Below are 18,726 nucleotides of genomic sequence, written 5' to 3' on the forward strand. Positions count from 1 at the left end.
GGTTCGCGTCAGGCAGATCGCCTCGCGCGCGTTTTCTGGTTCTGGTTGCCGCAACTTTGGTCTGGAGCGATGATGTACGAACTAGTACGTTTATGCAATACGCATTGGATCAGTGCCCAGACGGGTGAAATTTGCCTTCACCTTCAAGGTGATCCGTGGAAACTGGCGGGAGAAACAGTGATGCTCGAGCGTATGCCGCCCCCATCGAAGCGCACCAACGACCCCGAGCGCACCAAGCGCGACATCCTCGAAGTGGCGATGGCCGAATTCGCCTCGGAGGGCTATTCCGGCGCCCGCGTCGATGCGATCGCGGCGCGCACGCGCACATCCAAGCGGATGATCTATTACTATTTCGGCGGCAAGGAGCAGCTCTACCTCGCGGTGCTGGAGGAGGCCTATCGCAGCATCCGCGCGCTGGAAGACCAGCTCGACATCGAAAGCTGCGACGCCCGCGAAGGACTGCGCCGGCTGATCGAGGCCACCTTCGACCATGACGAGCGCAATCCGAACTTCATCCGCCTCGTCAGCATCGAGAACATCCACCACGGCAAGCACCTGAAGCAGAATTTGCAACTGCGCCAGCTCAACGCCAGCGTGATCGCGACGCTCGACGGCATCCTCGAGCGCGGACGCGGCGAAGGCGTCTTCCGCGACGACGTCGACGCCATCGACCTTCACCTCGCCATCTCTTCCTACTGCTTCTTCCGCGTCGCCAACCGCCACACCTTCGGCGCCCTGTTCGACCGCGACCTCAGCGAGCCCAGGGTGCTGGCAAAGAGCCGGACGCAGATCGTGGAGATGATCCTGGCGTGGCTGGGAGCGAAGGCTTAGCCGCACACTTGCTGTCATTCCCCGCGACCCGGCTACGCCAAGGCTTCGCCGGGGCTGCGGTCCAGGGGCGCCGAAGCTTTAGCGTAGGCGGCAGGCGGGGAATCCAGTACGCTGCGGCCTATCGAGGAACCACTACCGTCTCTGGAATACTGAATCACCCGCTTTCGCGGGTGATGACGGCGGAGGCCGGAGCCCCCCTCACCCGCCCTTCTTGCCCCGCGTGCTCGCCAGCAGCACCAGCATGAACGACGCCACCGTCATCAGCGTCGAGATCGCGGCGATGGTCGGGTCGATCTCGTCACGCAGCGCGGTGAACATGCGCTTGGTCAGCGGCTGATACTGGCCGCCGGAGATGAACAGCGCGACGATGGTCTCGTCCATCGCCGAGATGAAGGCGAAGATGCCGCCCGCGACCACGCTGGACTTGATCTGCGGCAGCGTCACCGCGAAGAAGCTGCGCAGGCGGTTCATGCCGAGGCTGCGCGCCACCATCTCCTGCGCCGGATCGAAGCTCTGCAAGCCCGCGAGCACCGAGATGACGACGTAGGGCAGGCCCAGCATCACATTCGCCAGCACGAGGCCGGGCATGGTCGCGACCAGGCCGACCTTTGCATAGACGAAGAAGATGCCGACCGCAGTGATGATGATCGGCACCACCAGCGGCAGCAGCAGCGCCATGTGGATGATGCGCATGATGCGCAGCTTCGACTGGCTGATCGCGTAGGCCGCCGCGACCCCGCACGGCGTTGCGATCAGGACCGTGAAGAACGCGACCGTCAGCGTCACCCGCGTCGCCTGCATCCAGGCCGGATTGGCGAAATATTGCTGGTACCAGCGCAGCGAGAACGACGGCGGCGGGAACGTCAGGAAGCGCGCACTGGAAAACGAGATCGGCGCGATGATCAGCACGGGCAGGATCAGATAGACCAGCACCAGCGCGCTGATCACGTAGAGGACAATCCGTGCGGGCGAAGTGCGCGTCATTTCTGCCCCAACACGCGATCGAGCGAGATGAAGCGGCTGACGGCGAAGAAGATCAGGAGCACGCTGAGGAGCAGCACCACGGCGACCGCGCTCGCGGCGCCGAACTGGTTGTAGAGCTCGACATTGCGGCTCACCAGCATCGACACCATCACGGTGCGGCCGCCGCCGAGCAATTCCGGCGTGATGTAGAAGCCGAGGCAGAGCACGAACACCATGGTGCAGCCGGCGAGCACGCCCGGCAGCGACAGCGGCAGGAACACCCGGAAGAAGGTGAGCGACGGGCTCGCCCCCAGGCTCGCGCCGGCCTGCATCAAATCACCGGGGATCTTCTGCATGGTGGCATAGAGCGGCAGCACCATGAACGGCAGCAGGATGTGCACGGTCGCAACCACCGTGCCGAACGTGTTATGCACCAGCGCGAGCGGCTCGGAGATGACATCGAGATAGCGCAGGAGCTGGTTGATCACGCCGGTGCGCTGGAGCAGCGCCAGCCAGGCATAGGCGCGGACCAGCACGGACGTCCAGAACGGCAGCACCACCAGCGACAGGATCAGGATGCTCCACCCTTTCGGCACTGCGTTGGCGAGATAGGCCACGGGATAGCCGAGCAGCAGCGCGATCACGGTGACGGCGAGGCTGATCTCGAAGGTCAGCGCAAAGCTGCGCCAGTAGATGTCTTCGGTGAAGACCCGGCGATAGTTCTCCAGCGTGAAGCCGTCATGGTAGATCGACTGCCAGGCGAGCCAGCCGACCGGCAGTACGATCAGGAGAAGAATCACGAGCAGCGCCGGCGACACCAATGCCAGCATCAGCGCATGCTCGCGGCGCTGATGCTTTTGGGAGGAATCTGGCATGGATGTCGCCAAGGCTGACCTCGCTCACTTCTGCATGAACGACGCCCAGCGCTTCTCGGCGGCCTCGCCCGCGGGCGAGGACCACCAGGCGTAGGACATCAGCGCCTGCTTGGCCGCATTCGCCGGCTCGCTCGGCAGTTGCGCGGCGCGCTCGGGCTTGATCACGCCGGTCTCGAACGCCTTCGGATTGCCCGGACCGTAGTCGATGTGGAGCGGCAGATTGGCCTGGTGCACGGGATCGACGGCCTCGTTGACGAATTTGACTGCCGTCTCCAGATTCGGCGCGCCCTTGAGGATGCAGAGCGAGGTGCTCTGAAGGACGCCCTGGTTGTAGGTGAAGGAGACCTTTGCACCCTCCTTGGCCACCGCGCTGACGCGGCCGTTCCAGGCCATCTCCATGTCGACCTCGCCGTCATTGAGGAGCTGCGCCGACTGCGCGCCTGAGGTCCACCACACGGTGATGTGCGGCTTGATCTCTTCCAGCTTCTTGAAGGCGCGGTCGACGTCGAGCGGGTAGAGCTTGTCGGGCGCAACGCCATCGGCCATCAGCGCGGCCTCGAGCGTCGCGAACGGATGGTTGCGCAGCGCGCGGCGGCCGGGAAATTTCTTCACGTCCCAGAAATCGGCCCAACTGTTCGGCGCGTCCTTCGGGAAGGTCTTCTGGCTGTAGGACAGCACGCTGGAATAGAACTCGTACGACACCGAATAGGGACTGCGATAGGCCTCCGGCATCGCCGCGCCGTTTGGAATCTTCGAAAAGTCGAGCTTCTCGATCAGCCCCTGCTCGCCGCCGCGCAGGCAGTTGCCGGTCGGGGTGTCGACGACGTCCCAGATCGGCTTGCCGCTGCCGACCTGCGTCTTGATCGCGGGCCAGGCGTCCGGGATGGAGTCCTGGTTGATGGTGATGCCGAGCTTCTTGGCGGAGGGATCGAGGATCGCCACCGTCTGCGCCGCCTGATAGGCGCCGCCTTGCGAGACGAAGGTGATCTGCTCGGCGGCGCTCGCCGCAGTGGTAAATCCGATTGCGCCCAGCATTGCACAGCCCAATCCAAAATTGCGTGTCGTCATCATCCTCGCCTCCTCCATCACCAAATAATCTCACTGACCGATCGCATCGAGAAACTGGTACCAGCCGGCGACCATGCGCACGGCGGGCTCGCGCAGCGGATAGAACGGGATCGTCTTCATGCGCCTGATATCGAGCAGCCCGACCTCGGGCGTCTCGCCGCGCACGAAGGCGGCGAGATAGCGGCCCATCAGGCTCGACATCGCAACACCCGCGCCGTTGTAGCCCATCGAGACCAGCGTGCGGTCGTCGAGCCGGCCGATATGCGGCACCGAGTCCAGCGTCATCGCGACGAGGCCCGACCATTTGTAGGCGAGCGGCACATCGGCAAGATCCGGGAAGATGCCGACCATCGCCTTGCGCAAGGCGTCGAAGGCAGCTTGCGAGTCCTGCTTGCCGAAAGCACCGCGCCCGCCGAAGATGACGCGATTGTCGACCATGCGGAACCAGCGCATCATGCGCTTGGTCTCGGTGTAGGTCCGACCCGTCGGCATCAGCTTGCCCGCGAGATTGCGCGGCAGCTGCTCGGTCGCGACCAGGGCGCTGCGGAACGGGATCAGCGTGCGCTGCATGTGCGCGGTCGCGCTGGTGAGATCGGAGTAGCTGTTGGTGGCGATGATCGCCTGTTTCGCGCGCACCGCGCCTTGCGGCGTCTCGGCGACGATGCCGCCGTTCTCACGCCGGAGTTTGACCACCGGCGACTCCTGGAAGATCGGAACACCACGGCGCGCGACGCCATCGGCGAGCCCGCGCAGATAGTTCAGCGGATGAATGCCGCCGGAGCCGGGATTGAGCACGCCGCCGACGAAAATGTCCGAGCCGGTCTCGTCGCGTACGCCATGTTTGTCGAGGATGCGGACCTCGGCGGAGCCCATCTCGCGCGTCATCCAGTTGGCTTCGTCGATCGCGGCTTTCAGCGTCGTCTCGTTATGCGCGGCCTTGACCTGGCCCGTGCGCGTCAGCGCCGCGCTGGCGATGCCGAATTCGGACACCAGCTCCTCGACCATGTCAGTCGATTCATGCGCGATCTCGTACATGCGCTGCGCCATGGCGCGGCCATGGGCGGCGTCGATCTCGCGGAACGACAGGCGGAATTTTGCGGTGATCACCCCGCCGTTGCGGCCGCTTGCGCCCCAGCCGGGACGGTTCGCCTCCAGCACGACCGGCGACAGGCCGCTCTTGGCGATGTGGTGCGCGGCGGACAGGCCCGTGTAGCCTGCACCGATGATCACCACATCCGCCTGTTGCTCGCCCGACAGCACGGGAAACGCGCGCGCCGGCTCCGCCGTGGCTTCCCACAGCGAGTTGGCCGATGGCAATGCGCTCCAGTCCCGTGTCATGCCGCCGCTCATGCCTTACGCCGGCCCGATCGCCGCGTCCGCCAGCGCCTTCAGCGTCGGGAAGTGGAAGTCCGGCTTGGTCAGCGTCTCCACCGCCGGCGTGCCGCCAAACCCGCCGATGCCCTGGCGGCGCTCGATCCAGCACACCTTGTAGCCGAGCTTTCGCGCGATCCCGATGTCGTGGTACTGGCTCTGCGCGACGTGCAGGATGTCGGACTGCTTGTAGCCGAAAGCTGACTGGCGTCCCTTGTTGTAGGCGAAGAACTCCGGGTTCGGCTTGGCAACGCCGGTATCGTCGGCGCAGACGGTGTCGTCGAAGGGATTGCCGAGCGCGTGCGCGTAGCAGGAGAGCGCGACGCGGTCGGCATTGGTCATCGCGACCAGCCGGAATTTCGTGCGCAGGCGCTTCAGCGCCTCGACCGAATCCGCGAACGGCCCCCAGCGCAGCACCGAAAGCTGGAACACATCGCAGGACGCATCGTCGGAGGGAAGCCCGAGCTCCTTGGCGAGATGGCGATAGACGTGGAACATCGCCTCGCTCGAGCGCTCATAATGCTTGTCGCGGCCGCGCTTGTAGGGCTCGAAGATCTGCTCGTCGCTGAGCTCGGCCGGCGACTTGCCGGAGATCTTGCGCACCGCGGAGAGCACGCCGGTCTCGAAATCGATCAAGGTGCCGACGACGTCGAAGGTGAGAACCTTGAAATTGCTGAACGAGGCTGCTGACGACATCTTTGGTTTCTTCTCTCGGTTGAACAGGGCTTGAGTTCAGTCCCCCGCCCTGGGGACAACGATGGTGTCCTCGGGGTGAAGGGTCACGGTGAGGCTGCCGCCGAGCGGCGGGATGCGGCTGTAGGCCTGGTGATAGCTCGGCTGGCGCAGGCTGAGCGCGATGCCATCGGTGAGCGCCAGGAAGATGCGCAGGCTCTCGCCCTGGTAGACGATGTCGGTGACCGTTCCGGTCAGCCGGTTGCAGGCGGCATCCTGCGCGCCGTCGTCGATCAGGAGCTTTTCGCTGTGCACGGCCAGCATCAAGGCATCGCCATCGGGAATGGCACGGGCGCTGCGCAGCAGCGCATTGCCGAGCGCGACGCTGGAGGCATCGACGCGGCGAACCGGCAGCATCGTCGCTTCCCCGATGAAGCTCGCGACGAAGGAATCCGCGGGATGATCGTGCAGCCGCTCGGGCGCGTCGATCTGGATCAGCCGGCCGTCCTTCATCACGGCGACGCGGTCGCTCATGGTCAGCGCCTCGCGCTGGTCGTGGGTAACGTAGATGATGGTGGCGCCGATGCGCCGGTGCAGCGCGCGCAGCTCGATCTGCATGGATTCGCGGAGCTGCTTGTCGAGCGCAGAGAGCGGCTCGTCCATCAGGATCAGGCGCGGCTCGAAGATCATCGCACGCGCCAGCGCCACGCGCTGGCGCTGGCCGCCGGAGAGCTGCGCGATGCCGCGCTCTTCATAGCCGGCGAGACCGACCATCGCGAGCGCCGCGCGCACCTTGTCGGGCCAGCTCGCTTGCGGCAGGCGCCGTGCGCGCAGGGGAAAGGCGACGTTCTCGCCGACGCTCATATGCGGGAACAGCGCGTAGTTCTGGAACACCACGCCGATGTCGCGCTTGTGCGGCGGCATCCAGGTGACGTCACGACCGCCGAACAGGATGGTTCCGCTCGATGGCAGGATGAAGCCGCCGAGAATTCCAAGCAGCGTGGTCTTGCCGGAGCCGGAGGGCCCGAGCAGCGAGACGAATTCGCCGGCGCCGACATTGAGCGAAACGTCGTCGAGAGCGCGAACGGGGCCATACGCCTTGCTCGCGGACCTGATCTCGACGCTTTCCGCTCGTTTGTCCAACGATCGACCTCGCCTCGTTCCCTGCAATGGCGTGCCTCACTGCGCGCCATAAGCCTGCTTTATAGACAGGAATTTTGAGCACTCACGGCCGAAGCGTGCACCGCACCAAATCTTCGTTCGCAAGCCCTGTCTTTAGGCTGTGATGCCAATGACACCAGACTTGGCAAAACTCGGCAATTGCCAAATTCTCACCGCGTCCATAACATGGCGTTATGCCCGAGCTACGCCGGATGCTGCCCTCCAGTAACGCCCTGTTCGTCTTCGACGCAGCGGCGCGCAATGGCAGTTTCACGGCGGCAGCAGCCGAGCTCAACGTCACGCAGCCGGCGGTAAGCCGCATGCTCGGACAGTTCGAGGAGCATCTCGGCGTCCGCCTGTTCGACCGCACTGCGGGGCGCGCGGTGCTCACCGAGGAAGGCGAGCTGCTTTATCGCCGCGTGCTCGAAGGCTTTCGCAGCATCGAGACCGGGCTCGTCGAGATCGAGCGGCGCCGCAAGGGCACCGAGACGGTGACGCTGTCGGTCTCCTCCGCCTTCACCACGCATTGGCTGATGCCGCGCATCGACAAGCTCCAGAAGCAGTTTCCCGAGGTCGATCTGCGCTTCCAGCTGATCTCCGGCGCGCTACGCGGGCCGGTGGAGAATGTCGACCTCGGCATGCGATTCCGTGACCGCGACGAGCCGTCATCCGGCGGCACGCTGGTGATGAAGGAAGTCATGCTGCCGATGTGCAGCCCTGGCTATCTCGGCGAGACCGATCCCGCTGAAGGCAACACCATCATTCGCCTCGCCGAGACGCCGGGCGATTGGGCGGCGGATTACACCTCGCTTCTGACCGGCCGCCGCGGCGCGGCCAAGGCGCTGAGCTTCACCGATTATGCCGTCGTGATGCAGGCCGCCCTGCTGGGCCAGGGCATCGCACTCGGCTGGCTGACGGTGGCCTCGCACTGGCTCCTGACCGGCGCGCTCGTGCCGGCCTCCGAGACGCTCACCACCACGCGGCGCATCTGCGAATTCCTGCCGCCGCGCAACCGTTCGATGCGCCCCATCGCCGCCGAGATCCGCGACTGGATCATCGCGCAGATGAAAAGCGAGATCGCCGCGATCGACCTGCTCTATCCGAAGCTCGGCGCGATGGCTGCCTGCTATTGAGGCCGAACGATCACCGCGCGCTACCCCGGCCGAAAGCGCAGATTGGCGCGCGATAGCTGGCTGATCGACGTACATCCCATCAGCTTCATATCGCGCACGAGCTCGGCCCGCAGCAGGCCGAGGGCCCGTTCGACGCCGGGCCGGCCGGCGGCGGCGAGCGGATAGAGATAGTATCGTCCAAGCCCGACCGCCTTGGCCCCGAGCGACAGCGCTTTCAGGATATGGGTTCCGCGCTGGATGCCACCGTCCATCATCACGTCGATGCGGTCGCCCACGGCATCGACGATTTCGGCGAGTTGATCGAAAGCCGAGCGGGAGCCGTCGAGCTGGCGGCCGCCATGATTGGAAAGGACGATCCCGGCACAGCCGATATCGACCGCGCGGCGCGCGTCTTCCACCGACATGATCCCCTTCAGGCAGAACGGGCCGTTCCAGGTCCGCACCATCTCCGCGACATCGTCCCAATTCATCGCGGGATCCAGCATTTCCGTGAAGTAGCGGCCGATCGACATGGCGCCGCCGCTCATGTCGACGTGCTCCTCCAGTTGCGGGAGCCTGAATTTTTCGTGGCTGACATACTGGATACCCCACATCGGCTTGATCGCGAACTGCAACATGCCCGCAGGCGTCAGACGGAAGGGAATGCTGAAGCCGGTGCGCAGATCGCGCTCGCGATTTCCCCCGGTGATGCTGTCGACCGTCAGCATCATCACCTCGACGCCCGCGTCCCTGGCGCGCTGCATCATGGCGCGGTTGAGACCGCGATCCCTGTGGAAATAGAATTGATAGACCTGCGGCGTGTCGTGGGCCTTGCGCAATTCCTCGAGCGACACCGTGCCCAGCGAGGAGACGCCGAACATGGTGCCGTAGCTCGCCGCGGCAGCGGCGACGGCACGCTCGCCTTCATGATGGAACAGGCGCTGCAGGGCGGTCGGCGAGCAGTAGAACGGCAGCGCGAGCTTCTGGCCCATGATGGTGACCGAGAGATCGACGTCCTGCACGCCGCGCAGCACGTTGGGCAGAAGGTCGCAATGCTCGAAGCTCGCGCTGTTGCGGCGATGGGTGGTCTCATCGTCGGCCGCGCCGTCGATATAGTCGAAGATCGGACCGGGCAGTCGGCGGCGCGCCAGCCGCCGGAAATCGTGGAAATTATGACACTGTGTCAGGCGCATTTCTCAACTCCGCTCGCGGCATGCTCTGCGCGACGATCATCTTGCCATCGCGCCGCTGATGCTGTCAGCGGCCGCCATCGCGGCGATCTCTCGCCTGATGGCGCCGCCGGTCTCCTATCGATGCTCGATCGCCCTGATCGCGCCGCGGAGTTCGGCGAGGCCGCGCAGGCGGCCGATCGCGGTGTAGCCGGGATTGGTGCGCTTGGTGGCGGCGAGATCGTCGAGCATACGATGGCCGTGGTCGGGACGGAACACGATTCTCTTGTCGGGCGAACGCCGCGCGTTCTCCTTTAACAGCGCCTTCAGCACCGCGACCATGTCGACGTCACCGTCGAGATGGTCGGACTCGTAGAAGGACAGGCCGTCGGCCTCGCGCTTGGTCGCGCGCAGATGCGCAAACGCAATGCGCGGGCCGAAGCGCTCGGCCATCGCGGGCAGATCGTTCCCGGCGCGCACGCCGAGCGAGCCGGTGCACAGGCAGATGCCGTTGGCCTTGGATGGCACGGCATCGAACAGCGCCTGATAGTCGTCGGCGGTCGAGGCAATGCGCGGCAGGCCGAACAGCGGGCGCGGCGGATCGTCCGGGTGCAGCGTCAGGGAGACGCCAAGTTGCTCGGCGACCGGCGTGACGCGGCCCAGGAACTCGGCGAGATGCCGGCGCAGGATCTTTGGCGTGATGTCGCGATAGGTCTCCAGCCGGTCGCGGAATTGCGGGATGGTCATCGGCTCGGTGGTCGAGCCCGGCAGCGCGCTAGCGATGACCATGACGAGGTAGTCGATATCGGCCTGGCTCATCTTCTCGAACAGCTTTTTGGCGCGAGCCTGCTGCTCGGGCGAATACTCCTGAACGGCGGCGGGACGCTTCAGGATATGCAGCTCGAACGCGGCAAAGCGGTCCTGGTCGAAGCGCATGGCGCGGGCGCCGTTCGGCAGCTCCCACTCCAGATCGGTGCGGCACCAGTCCACCACCGGCATGAAATTGTAGCAGATGATCTTGATGCCGGCCGCGGCCACCGCTTCGAGGCTCGCGATCCACGCCTCGATCGAGGCCGTCGCGTTGGCCCCGAGCCGCTTGACGTCGTCGGGGATCGGAATCGACTCCACCACCGACCAGGTCAGTTGCGAGCGGCCGGGCTGGCCATGCTCGATGAAGTTCTTGCGCTCCTCGACCGCCTTGCGTGTCCAGGCTTCGCCGATCGGCACCTGATGCAGCGCCGAGACGATATCCGTCGCCCCGGCCTGCCTGACATCGTCCAAAGACACCGGATCATCCGGACCGTACCAGCGCCATCCCTCGAGCATCATCGAAATTCTCCTAAAGCGTTTTCGAGCGAAGTGGATACCGGTTCGCGTGAAGAAACGCGTCAAAACAAAGAATCAGTTCGCGGTCAGCACGACCTTGACGCTCTGCGAGCGGTCGAGCGCCAGCCGCAGTGCGTCCGGCGCGGTCGACAGCGGCCGCTCGGCGGTGACCAGCGACAGCACGTCGACGCTGCCGGCGCCGATCAGTTCCACTGCGGTCATGAACTCGAAGCCGAAGCGGAACGAGCCGCGCAGGTCGATCTCCTTGGCCATCACCGCATTCGACGGCGTCGGAATCTGGCCGCCCGGCAGATTGCCGATCTGCACCACAATGCCGCCGCGCCTGACAATGCCGATCGCGCTGGCAAGGCCCGCGGCGGTGCCCGAGACCTCGAACGCGACGTCATAGGGACGCGATGCGGCCTGTGCCTTCAGTCCTTCCTCGCCGCTCGAGACGTTCTCGACGTGAGAGGCGCCGAGCCGGGTCGCAAAGGCGAGCGGCGCCGGCGCGATGTCCGCCACCGTGATGTCGGCCATACCGGCGCGGTGTGCGGCGAGCATGGTCAAAAGCCCGATCGGGCCGGCACCGAAGATGATGCCGCGCTTGCCCTCGATGTTGCCGGCGCGCGCCACCGCATGCAGGCAGACCGCGAGCGGCTCGGCCAGCGCCGCGGCCTGATAGGAGACGTGGTCGGGGATCTTCACGCATTGCGCGGGGACCGCGTCGAAATAATTGGCGAAGCCGCCCTGCATGTGCGGCGTCTTCGAGGCCGAGCCCATGAAGTAGATGTTCTCGCAGAGATTGGGCCGTCCCTCGCGGCAGGCGACGCAATGGCCGCACCAGCGCGACGGATTGACGGCGACACGGTCGCCGACCTTCAGGTTCGCTGCGGAACCTGCGATCTCCACGACCTCGCCGGAGATCTCGTGGCCGAGCACGAGTGGCGACTTCACGACGAAATCGCCGGTCCGGGCATGACGGAAATAATGCATGTCGGAGCCGCAGATGCCGCCGGCGCCGAAGCGGATGCGCACCATGCCATCAGCGAGCTTGTCGAGCGGATGCTCGATCATGCGCAGATCTTCGGGGCCGAACAGGGTTGCGGCGAGAGCGGTGGAGGTCATTTGGAGAGTCCCATGTATTTAGGCAGCCAGAGGGTCAGTTCGGGAATGTAGGTGATCGCGATCAGCGCGACCATCAGCGGCACCAGCCAGGGCAGGATCGCGACCGTCGTGCGCTCGACCGAGAGCTTGGCCACGCGGGCGAGCACGAACAGCACCATGCCGAGCGGCGGATGCAACAGGCCGATCATCAGGTTCAGCGTCATGATCAGGCCGAAATGGATCGGATCGATGCCGAGCTTGAGCACGATCGGCAGCAGGATCGGCACCAGGATGGTGATCGCCGCGGTGGTGTCGATGAAGCAGCCGACGAACAGGATCAGGACGTTGGCGAGCGCCAGGAACACCCATTTGTTGTGGGTGATGCTGAGCATCCAGTCCGAGAGCATTTGGGCTGCCTGCGACACCGTCAGCAGCCAGGCGAAGATCGAGGCTGCCGTGACGATGAACAGCACCGAGGCCGTGGTCTCGATGGTGTCGAAGGTCGCCTTCGCCACGGTCTTCAAGGTCATCGTGCGGTAGCGGACGAGGCCGAGGAACAGCGACCAGATCACGGCGGCGACCGCGGCCTCGGTCGGCGTGAACCAGCCGAGCGTCATGCCGCCGATCAGGATGACCGGCGCCATCAGCGCCATCACCGCAGAGAAGTCGAAGTACCAGTCGATCGCGAGCAGCGCGCCGAGGCCGATGACAACGGCCATGTTGGTCGACATGCCGGCCAGCACCATCAGCCAGATCGCGAGCGGGAAAGCCAGCACGATGGCGATCTCGAGGCCGGCCGAGCCGAGCTGCGGCCAGGAGAACGGCGTGTCGCTGCCCCATTTGTTCTTGTGCGCGAAATAGGTGACCGTGGCCATCATCAGCAGCGTCATGACGATGCCGGGAATGACACCGCCCAGGAACAGCGCACCGATCGAGACGTTCGCCATCATGCCGTAGATCACGAAGGGCAGCGACGGCGGGATGATGGGCCCGAGCGTGGCTGAGGCCGCGGTGACGCCGACGGAGAACTCGGTGGAATAGCCGTGGTCCTTCATCGCCTTGATCTCGATGGTGCCGAGACCGGCGGCATCCGCGATCGCGGTGCCGGACATGCCGGAGAAGATCACCGAGCCGATGATGTTGACGTGACCAAGGCCGCCGCGCATCCAGCCGACCAGCGCGACCGCGAATTTGTAGATGCGGCCGGTCACACCGGCGATGTTCATGAGATTGCCGGCCAGGATGAAGAACGGCACCGCGAGCAGCGGAAAGCTCTCGACGCCGGCGATCATGCGCTGCGCCAGCGTGACATCGGGCGTCACGCCGCTGACCAGGATGTAGAGCAGCGACGACGCGGCCATGGCGATCGCCACGGGAACGCCGAGCAGCATCAGGACGAGGAAGCCTCCAAGCAACAGCAACATAACTTTACCCCTCAAAACCGTCGTAGGCGCCGGGACGTTCGAGGATCGAATAGCCCTGTCGCGAATGTTGGATGGCCACCTGCACCGAGCGCACGAACATCAGCACGAAGCCCGCCAGCACGGCGTAATAGACGTAGTCCTTGGGCAGATTGATCGTGGTCATCGACTCGTCGCCGATGATCTGGATGTAGACCCAGACCAGCTTGATGGCGTAGCCGAAGAAGGCGATCCGGATCAGGTCGATCGCGGTCGCCAGCGCGCGCGCCACGACATGCGGCAGATAGCGGTAGATCAGATCGACCTGGATGTGCCGCGACAGCCGCACGCACATCGAGGAGCCGATGAAGACCACGCCGATCAGGCAGTAGGTCGCGATCTCCTCGGTCCAGGCATAGCTGTCGTTGAGGACGTAGCGGGTGAAGAACTGGAGGAAGACAGCAAGCGCCATCACCCAGAAGATCACCAGCGCCACCCAGTCCTCGAAAGCGTAGACGCCGAGATCGACCTTCGGCACCGCCTCTTCCTCGAAGGTGTGGGCGATCTCGTCCCCGGTGATCTGCCGGTGTATTTCGGCGGTGGACATGGGGTTACTCCTCAACCTCTTAATCGTCATTCCGGGGTGACTCGAAGAGCCGAACCCGGAACGACGACTTAATTCTACGAACTCCGCTCCTCATCCTGAGGAGCTTGCGAAGCAAGCGTCTCGAAGGATGGCCTCGGGCGACGCCCGAGCGACATCCGGGCCTTCATGGTTCGCCCGGCGATGCGAAGCATCGTCCGGAGCGCGCTTCGCGCTCCTCACCATGAGGGTCTCGGTTATTTCACCGCCTGAATGCGTTCCCAGTCGGCCTTGCGATAACCGAAGGTCTCGAACGCAACGTTCTTCAGCACGATGTCGCGGAACTCGTTCTTGTCGACCTCGGTCACGGTCAGTCCCTTCTCCTTGAAGAAGGAAACCAGCTTGGCCTCGTTCTGCTTGATCTCAGCGGTCGCTTTCGCAGCCGCCTCCTGGGCGACGTCGGTGAAGATCTTCTTGTCCTCGTCGCTGAGCTTCTTCCAGAGCGCGCCCGCCACCACCGTGTTGAGGTGGTCGACGATGTGGCCGGTCAGCACGATATGTTTCTGCACTTCGTAGAACTTCTTGGCCTCGATCGTGGTCAGCGGGTTCTCCTGCGCCTCGACGGTGCCGTTCTGAAGCGCGAGATAGACTTCGGCGAACGCGATCGGCGCGGTGTTGGCGCCGCAGGCGCGCGGCATGGCGAGATAGGCCGGAACGTCGGGCACGCGCATCTTCAGGCCCTTGAGATCGGCGCAGGTCTTGATCGGCTTGTTCGACGAGGTCTGGCGCACGCCGTAATAGGTGACCGCGACGATGTGGTGGCCGCTCTTGTCCTCATAGCCCTTGGCGAGCTCCTTGAAGATGTCGCTCTTGGTGTAGGCAAGGAGATGGTCGGCGTCGCGGAAGGTGTAGGGATAGTAGGTCACGCCGATCGGCGGGAAGCTCTTGGCCGCGAAGCTCGAACCGGAGATGATGATGTCGACCGAGCCGAGCGAGAGGCCCTGGTTGATGTCGGCTTCCTTGCCGAGCTGCGACGCCGGATAGACGTCGACGGTCTAGCGCCCGTTGGTGCGCTTGCCGATCTCCTGCGCGGCCCAGACCGAGGCGGTGTGGAACGGCTCCGAGGTCTCGTAGACATGGGCCCATTTGAGCTTGGTCTGCGCCATGCCGGGATTGGTCGCCGCGAACATTGCCGCGACCGAAGTCGCCAGCACCATCGTCATCTTCTTCAACACTGACTTATCCTCCACTGACTAAAGTCTGCTTCTTGTTTGCCCGCCCCAAACCCGGGACGAGCCGCCCAATCTCATCGTCGCCGCACGCTGCCGCTTTTGGCCTGCGTCTTCGCGCGTTTTGGTTTTGCCGGTTTCGCCGGCGTGCGCGCGACCCGGCCTCGCTCCGCGGGCGATCCCGCGGCGGTCTCGGCACCAAAGTTCTGCGCAAAGCGCTCCTGCGAGCGCGCTAGATGCTTGCGCATGGCCTCGCGCGCGGCGTCCGGATCATGCGCCGCAATCGCGTCACGCACGGCGCAATGCTCGTCGAGCGCGGTGCGCCAGGTGCCCGGGCTTTCGAAGTAATGCGCAAGCTGCGCGAAATAGGGATTGAGGCGCTGGTCGAACAGCTCGCCGACCACGCGCACCAGCACGGCATTGCCGAGACTGCCGGCGATCGCGACGTGGAAGGCACGATCGTGCACCATCGAGGCCTCGCCGGGATGCTCGACATTCTCCATGGCGACAAGCGACGCATTGATGCGGTCGATATCGTCCTTGGTCGCCACGCGCGCGGCCTGCTCGGCGATCGCGCTTTCCAGGAATTCGCGGGCGCGCAAGAGCTCGAACGGGCCTTCGATGCCGGCGGCCGGAAGCGCAGGCGCGGCGTCCGCCGGCTCGGTCACATAGATGCCGGAGCCGACGCGGATGCGGACGCGGCCCTCGACCTCGAGCGCGATCAGGGCCTCGCGCACCGTCGGCCGCGAGATCCTGAGCTGTTCGGCGAGTTCGCGCTCGGTCGGCAAGCGGCTGCCGACCGCGTACTCGCCGCTGTCGATCAGGCTTCGCAATTGATCGGCGACCTGGCGGTAAAGCCGTCTCGCCTCCACAGCTTCCAGCGGCACGCTGGCCTCCCCGAAAGGGTCTCGCCGGGAAGCATCGCGTCCCGGCGGCCCGCCAATTTTGGAAAATTGGTCTTACCAATTGACCGGAGCATTGACCGAGGACAGGCGCCATGTCAAGCAGCGGCCAAACACAGGGAGAGACGACCATGCGCCATAGTTCAACGCGTCTTGGCCGCGCCAATCTCGACCGGCTGCCGTCCGCCATCCGCCGCCCGGCCTATGACCGCTCGCGCGTTACGCCCGGCATCGTGCATCTGGGCCTGGGCGCCTTTCATCGCGCGCACCAAGCCGTCGTCATCGACGACTGCCTTGCCGCAGGCAACTCGTCCTGGGGTATCGTCGGCGCGAGCCTGCGCAGCCCGGATACGCGCGACGCCCTCGCCCCGCAGGATCATCTCTACACTGTGGCCGTACGTGCCGCCGAAGGCACCGAACACCGCGTCATCGGCGCGCTGCTCGACAGCGTCGTCGCGCGCGAGAAGCCGGCAGCACTGGTCGATCGGATGGCCGATCCCGCCATTCGCATCGTCTCGCTGACGGTCACCGAAAAGGGCTATTGCCACACGCCGCAGACCGGCGATCTCGACGAGCGGCATCCGGATGTCGTGCACGATCTCAACACTTTTGACGCGCCGCGCTCGGCGCCCGGCTTCATCGTGGCCGCACTGGCGCGCCGGCGCGCACAGGGGCTGGCGCCCTTCACCGTGCTCTGCTGCGACAATCTCGCCGCCAACGGCCACACCGTGCAGCGGATCGTGACGCAGTTCGCCGCGCTCCGGTCGAAGGACCTCGGCAAGTGGATCGCCGATAGCACCGCCTTCCCGTCGACCATGGTCGACCGCATCGTGCCGGAGACGACGGACGCCGACCGGGATGCGATCTCGAACGCGCTCGGCATGCGCGACGCCTGGCCTGTGATGACCGAGCCGTTCACGCAATGGGTGGTCGAGGACCGCTTCACGGCGGGGCGGCCCGATTTCGCCGCCGCCGGTGTCGAGCTCGTCACCGACGTCAAGCCGTTCGAGCTGATGAAGCTGCGGCTGCTCAACGCCAGCCATTCGGCGCTGGCCTATCTCGGTTATCTCGCGGGCTACGAGACCATCGCCGACACCATGCTGGATCCGCATTTCGCCCGTCTCGCCGCGCAGGTGATGGAAGAGGCCGCGGTGACGCTGACGATGCCTGTTGGCACCGATCTCGCCGCCTATCGCGCCTCGCTGCTCAAGCGCTTCGCCAACCCCGCGCTGCATCACCGTACCTGGCAGATCGCGATGGACGGCTCGCAAAAGCTTCCGCAGCGCCTGCTCGGCGCGATGCAGGATCGCCTGCGCAAAGACCTGCCGATCGCGACGCATGCGCTCGCGGTGGCCGGCTGGATGCGTTACGTCACCGCACGCGACGAGCAGGGCCGCGCCATCGACGTTCGCGATCCGCTCGCCGCCGAGTTCGCCGCGCTGGCGCGCGAGGCGGGTCCCGTCGCTGAACGGCTTGCGCAGGCATTGCTCGGGGTCGAGAAAGTGTTCGGACCGCTGGGCACTGAGCCGCGCCTGCGCGAGGCCGTGACCATGGCGCTCAGCCGTCTCTATAAGGACGGCGCGCGGCGGGCGGTGGAGACACTTGTCTCGGCGTGACCACAAAGCAGGCAATGCTGCACTGCGGTCCAAATCGAACGCAAAGTCGGACGGAAGTCGCGCTTGATTTTTGCCTGCCATTGCCCCACCCGAGAGGCATGGCAAAGGACAAAAAGGTCATCGCCGCGAACGCGGCCTTCTACGCCGCCTTTTCAACGGGCGACTTCGACGAAATGGAGCGGATGTGGGCGGATGACGACGCCATTTCCTGCATCCATCCCGGCTGGCCGGCCATCATCGGCCGGGCCACGGTGATCGGCAGCTGGCGCGACATCCTGCAAAATCCGGAGCGGCCGCAGATCGTTTGCGCCGAACCGCAGGCGATCGTCGACGGCGACAGCGCGCGCGTGCTCTGCATCGAGATCGTCGACGGCACCGCTTTGGCCGCTGCCAACCATTTTCGGCGTGTCGGCGACGGCTGGCGGCTGGTGCACCACCAGTCGAGCCCAATCGCGCAGATTGTCGAGCAGACTGAAGACGATAGAACGAGCCACCGCGTCCACTGACCGCCGCGAGCCGGCCGGCGCTTACTACTGTGCATGGGGTTGTTTTTCAGTTTTTTGTCTTGAGCCCCCGAATTCCGACAAATCGTCCAGCACGACCTGCGCCGCACTGAAATCATCGTCCCGAAAGAACATGCTTCTGGTGATGAGCACCGGAATGTTCGCCCGCGAGGCCGCGATCAGACCGTTGCGGGAATCCTCGATCGCGACGCAGTCGGCTGCGCCCAGCTTCAGCCGCGCCAGGGTTTCCAGATAGACATCCGGCGCCGGCTTCTTGTGGCGGACATCGTCGCCGGCGACGACCGCATCAAAATCCGCCGCCCAGCGCGTTCCCAGCGCTTGCGACAGCAGCGCATCGATATTGCCGTGCGAGGTGGTGGTCGCGATCGCGAGCCGCTGGCCGCGGGCCTTCGCGGCAGTGAGAAGATCCGCCACGCCGGGCCTTAAGGGACAGCAGCCGGTTTCGATCAGCTCGGCGTAATGCGCGGTCTTGCTGCGGTGGAGGGCTGCGATATCGGCATCCGGCAATGGCGGCGCGACCTGCAGCCTCGCGTGAAAGGCGCGCATGCGCTCCTTGCCGCCGGTGACACGCAGCAGCTCCTTGTAGACGGCCCGGTCCCACTGCCAGTCGAGACCGTGGCGAACGAAGGCGTGGTTGAAGGCCTGCCGATGCAGCTCCTCGGTTTCGGCCAGCGTGCCGTCGACATCGAAGATCAGCGCGGCGGCGCGCCCGATCAACTCCGCGGCACCGCATGGCACTGCGGCCGGCGCTTCTGCCTGCATGACCGAGGCCTCCCTCCTGACAAGCGAGCATCGCCTGCCCTGGCCGGCGAGTAAAATT

Annotated in this window: 17 protein-coding genes and 1 pseudogene; 4 read left to right on the forward strand and 14 right to left on the reverse strand. The window is 65.1% G+C overall.

The genetic code is table 11. From position 1 onward, the window contains the following. Window positions 1–180: 180 nt before the first annotated feature. A complete protein-coding gene (locus AB7245_RS36475; RefSeq protein ID WP_085405284.1) occupies window positions 181–831 on the forward strand; it encodes a TetR/AcrR family transcriptional regulator in 651 nt (216 codons plus the stop codon). Between the two features lie 198 nt (window positions 832–1,029). Here the strand turns inward: AB7245_RS36475 and AB7245_RS36480 are convergent, their stop codons facing one another. Genes AB7245_RS36480 through AB7245_RS36505 form a run of 6 tightly spaced genes read right to left on the reverse strand, consistent with a single transcriptional unit; the run spans window position 1,030 to window position 6,923 of the window. Next, window positions 1,030–1,815, reverse strand: a complete 786-nt coding sequence (locus AB7245_RS36480; protein WP_085405285.1) for an ABC transporter permease — start codon at window positions 1,813–1,815, stop codon at window positions 1,030–1,032. Then, a complete protein-coding gene (locus AB7245_RS36485) occupies window positions 1,812–2,669 on the reverse strand; it encodes an ABC transporter permease (RefSeq protein ID WP_244623317.1) in 858 nt (285 codons plus the stop codon). The genes AB7245_RS36480 and AB7245_RS36485 overlap by 4 nt, the downstream gene beginning before the upstream one ends. 24 nt (window positions 2,670–2,693) lie before the next feature. Then, complete coding sequence (locus tag AB7245_RS36490) at window positions 2,694–3,740, reverse strand: ABC transporter substrate-binding protein (RefSeq protein ID WP_167768221.1); 1,047 nt, start codon at window positions 3,738–3,740, stop codon at window positions 2,694–2,696. Between the two features lie 27 nt (window positions 3,741–3,767). Beyond that, window positions 3,768–5,075, reverse strand: a complete 1,308-nt coding sequence (locus AB7245_RS36495) for an NAD(P)/FAD-dependent oxidoreductase (RefSeq protein WP_085405327.1) — start codon at window positions 5,073–5,075, stop codon at window positions 3,768–3,770. A gap of 15 nt (window positions 5,076–5,090) precedes the next feature. Then, entirely contained in the window at window positions 5,091–5,804 is a 714-nt protein-coding gene (locus tag AB7245_RS36500; protein WP_085405287.1) for an HAD family hydrolase, read from the reverse strand. Between the two features lie 36 nt (window positions 5,805–5,840). After that, on the reverse strand, window positions 5,841–6,923 hold the full coding sequence (locus AB7245_RS36505; protein WP_085405288.1) for an ABC transporter ATP-binding protein: 1,083 nt from the start codon (window positions 6,921–6,923) through the stop codon (window positions 5,841–5,843). Window positions 6,924–7,135: 212 nt separating this feature from the next. Here AB7245_RS36505 and AB7245_RS36510 point away from each other — a divergent pair, with 212 nt between their 5' ends. Continuing rightward, on the forward strand, window positions 7,136–8,074 hold the full coding sequence (locus AB7245_RS36510; RefSeq protein WP_439035524.1) for a LysR family transcriptional regulator: 939 nt from the start codon (window positions 7,136–7,138) through the stop codon (window positions 8,072–8,074). A 20-nt stretch (window positions 8,075–8,094) separates the two neighbouring features. On the opposite strand, the gene AB7245_RS36515 is transcribed toward AB7245_RS36510, so the two are convergent. The 7 genes and pseudogenes from AB7245_RS36515 to AB7245_RS36545 form a co-directional block, all read right to left on the reverse strand. Beyond that, window positions 8,095–9,246, reverse strand: a complete 1,152-nt coding sequence (locus AB7245_RS36515) for an alpha-hydroxy acid oxidase (protein ID WP_063981332.1) — start codon at window positions 9,244–9,246, stop codon at window positions 8,095–8,097. Window positions 9,247–9,360: 114 nt separating this feature from the next. After that, window positions 9,361–10,551, reverse strand: a complete 1,191-nt coding sequence (gene uxuA, locus AB7245_RS36520; protein ID WP_085405290.1) for a mannonate dehydratase — start codon at window positions 10,549–10,551, stop codon at window positions 9,361–9,363. 72 nt (window positions 10,552–10,623) lie between these two features. Beyond that, entirely contained in the window at window positions 10,624–11,673 is a 1,050-nt protein-coding gene (locus AB7245_RS36525) for an L-idonate 5-dehydrogenase (RefSeq protein WP_354078040.1), read from the reverse strand. After that, window positions 11,670–13,076 (reverse strand): TRAP transporter large permease, encoded by a 1,407-nt coding sequence (locus AB7245_RS36530; protein WP_085405292.1) that lies wholly within the window; start codon window positions 13,074–13,076, stop codon window positions 11,670–11,672. Before AB7245_RS36530 ends, AB7245_RS36525 begins: the two co-directional genes overlap by 4 nt. A gap of 4 nt (window positions 13,077–13,080) precedes the next feature. Beyond that, entirely contained in the window at window positions 13,081–13,659 is a 579-nt protein-coding gene (locus AB7245_RS36535) for a TRAP transporter small permease (protein WP_085405293.1), read from the reverse strand. A 233-nt stretch (window positions 13,660–13,892) separates the two neighbouring features. Next, a pseudogene (locus tag AB7245_RS36540) lies at window positions 13,893–14,852 on the reverse strand (sialic acid TRAP transporter substrate-binding protein SiaP). 89 nt (window positions 14,853–14,941) lie between these two features. Next, window positions 14,942–15,751, reverse strand: coding sequence for a FadR/GntR family transcriptional regulator (locus tag AB7245_RS36545; RefSeq protein ID WP_135216105.1), 810 nt, complete (start codon window positions 15,749–15,751; stop codon window positions 14,942–14,944). A gap of 146 nt (window positions 15,752–15,897) precedes the next feature. Here AB7245_RS36545 and AB7245_RS36550 point away from each other — a divergent pair, with 146 nt between their 5' ends. Both AB7245_RS36550 and AB7245_RS36555 read left to right on the forward strand, forming a co-directional pair. Beyond that, entirely contained in the window at window positions 15,898–17,382 is a 1,485-nt protein-coding gene (locus AB7245_RS36550; protein ID WP_439035525.1) for a mannitol dehydrogenase family protein, read from the forward strand. Between the two features lie 98 nt (window positions 17,383–17,480). After that, window positions 17,481–17,888, forward strand: a complete 408-nt coding sequence (locus AB7245_RS36555; RefSeq protein ID WP_085405295.1) for a nuclear transport factor 2 family protein — start codon at window positions 17,481–17,483, stop codon at window positions 17,886–17,888. Window positions 17,889–17,912: 24 nt separating this feature from the next. On the opposite strand, the gene AB7245_RS36560 is transcribed toward AB7245_RS36555, so the two are convergent. Then, window positions 17,913–18,668, reverse strand: coding sequence for an HAD family hydrolase (locus tag AB7245_RS36560; protein ID WP_085405296.1), 756 nt, complete (start codon window positions 18,666–18,668; stop codon window positions 17,913–17,915). Between the last annotated feature and the right edge of the window lie 58 nt (window positions 18,669–18,726).

This window comes from Bradyrhizobium sp. 604_D8_N2_3, assembly GCF_051810765.1.
Lineage (GTDB): Bacteria > Pseudomonadota > Alphaproteobacteria > Rhizobiales > Xanthobacteraceae > Bradyrhizobium > Bradyrhizobium barranii.

Excerpts from the sequence above, each read along its gene's own strand:
- AB7245_RS36555 (WP_085405295.1), top strand. The coding sequence starts at position 17,481 with ATGGCAAAGGACAAAAAGGTCATCGCCGCGAACGCGGCCTTCTACGCC.
- AB7245_RS36480 (WP_085405285.1), bottom strand. The coding sequence starts at position 1,815 with ATGACGCGCACTTCGCCCGCACGGATTGTCCTCTACGTGATCAGCGCG.
- AB7245_RS36515 (WP_063981332.1), bottom strand. The coding sequence starts at position 9,246 with ATGCGCCTGACACAGTGTCATAATTTCCACGATTTCCGGCGGCTGGCG.
- AB7245_RS36500 (WP_085405287.1), bottom strand. The coding sequence starts at position 5,804 with ATGTCGTCAGCAGCCTCGTTCAGCAATTTCAAGGTTCTCACCTTCGAC.
- AB7245_RS36475 (WP_085405284.1), top strand. The coding sequence starts at position 181 with ATGCTCGAGCGTATGCCGCCCCCATCGAAGCGCACCAACGACCCCGAG.
- AB7245_RS36525 (WP_354078040.1), bottom strand. The coding sequence starts at position 11,673 with ATGACCTCCACCGCTCTCGCCGCAACCCTGTTCGGCCCCGAAGATCTG.
- AB7245_RS36530 (WP_085405292.1), bottom strand. The coding sequence starts at position 13,076 with ATGTTGCTGTTGCTTGGAGGCTTCCTCGTCCTGATGCTGCTCGGCGTT.
- uxuA (WP_085405290.1), bottom strand. The coding sequence starts at position 10,551 with ATGATGCTCGAGGGATGGCGCTGGTACGGTCCGGATGATCCGGTGTCT.
- AB7245_RS36560 (WP_085405296.1), bottom strand. The coding sequence starts at position 18,668 with ATGCAGGCAGAAGCGCCGGCCGCAGTGCCATGCGGTGCCGCGGAGTTG.
- AB7245_RS36550 (WP_439035525.1), top strand. The coding sequence starts at position 15,898 with ATGCGCCATAGTTCAACGCGTCTTGGCCGCGCCAATCTCGACCGGCTG.
- AB7245_RS36510 (WP_439035524.1), top strand. The coding sequence starts at position 7,136 with ATGCCCGAGCTACGCCGGATGCTGCCCTCCAGTAACGCCCTGTTCGTC.
- AB7245_RS36495 (WP_085405327.1), bottom strand. The coding sequence starts at position 5,075 with ATGACACGGGACTGGAGCGCATTGCCATCGGCCAACTCGCTGTGGGAA.
- AB7245_RS36485 (WP_244623317.1), bottom strand. The coding sequence starts at position 2,669 with ATGCCAGATTCCTCCCAAAAGCATCAGCGCCGCGAGCATGCGCTGATG.
- AB7245_RS36535 (WP_085405293.1), bottom strand. The coding sequence starts at position 13,659 with ATGTCCACCGCCGAAATACACCGGCAGATCACCGGGGACGAGATCGCC.
- AB7245_RS36490 (WP_167768221.1), bottom strand. The coding sequence starts at position 3,740 with ATGATGACGACACGCAATTTTGGATTGGGCTGTGCAATGCTGGGCGCA.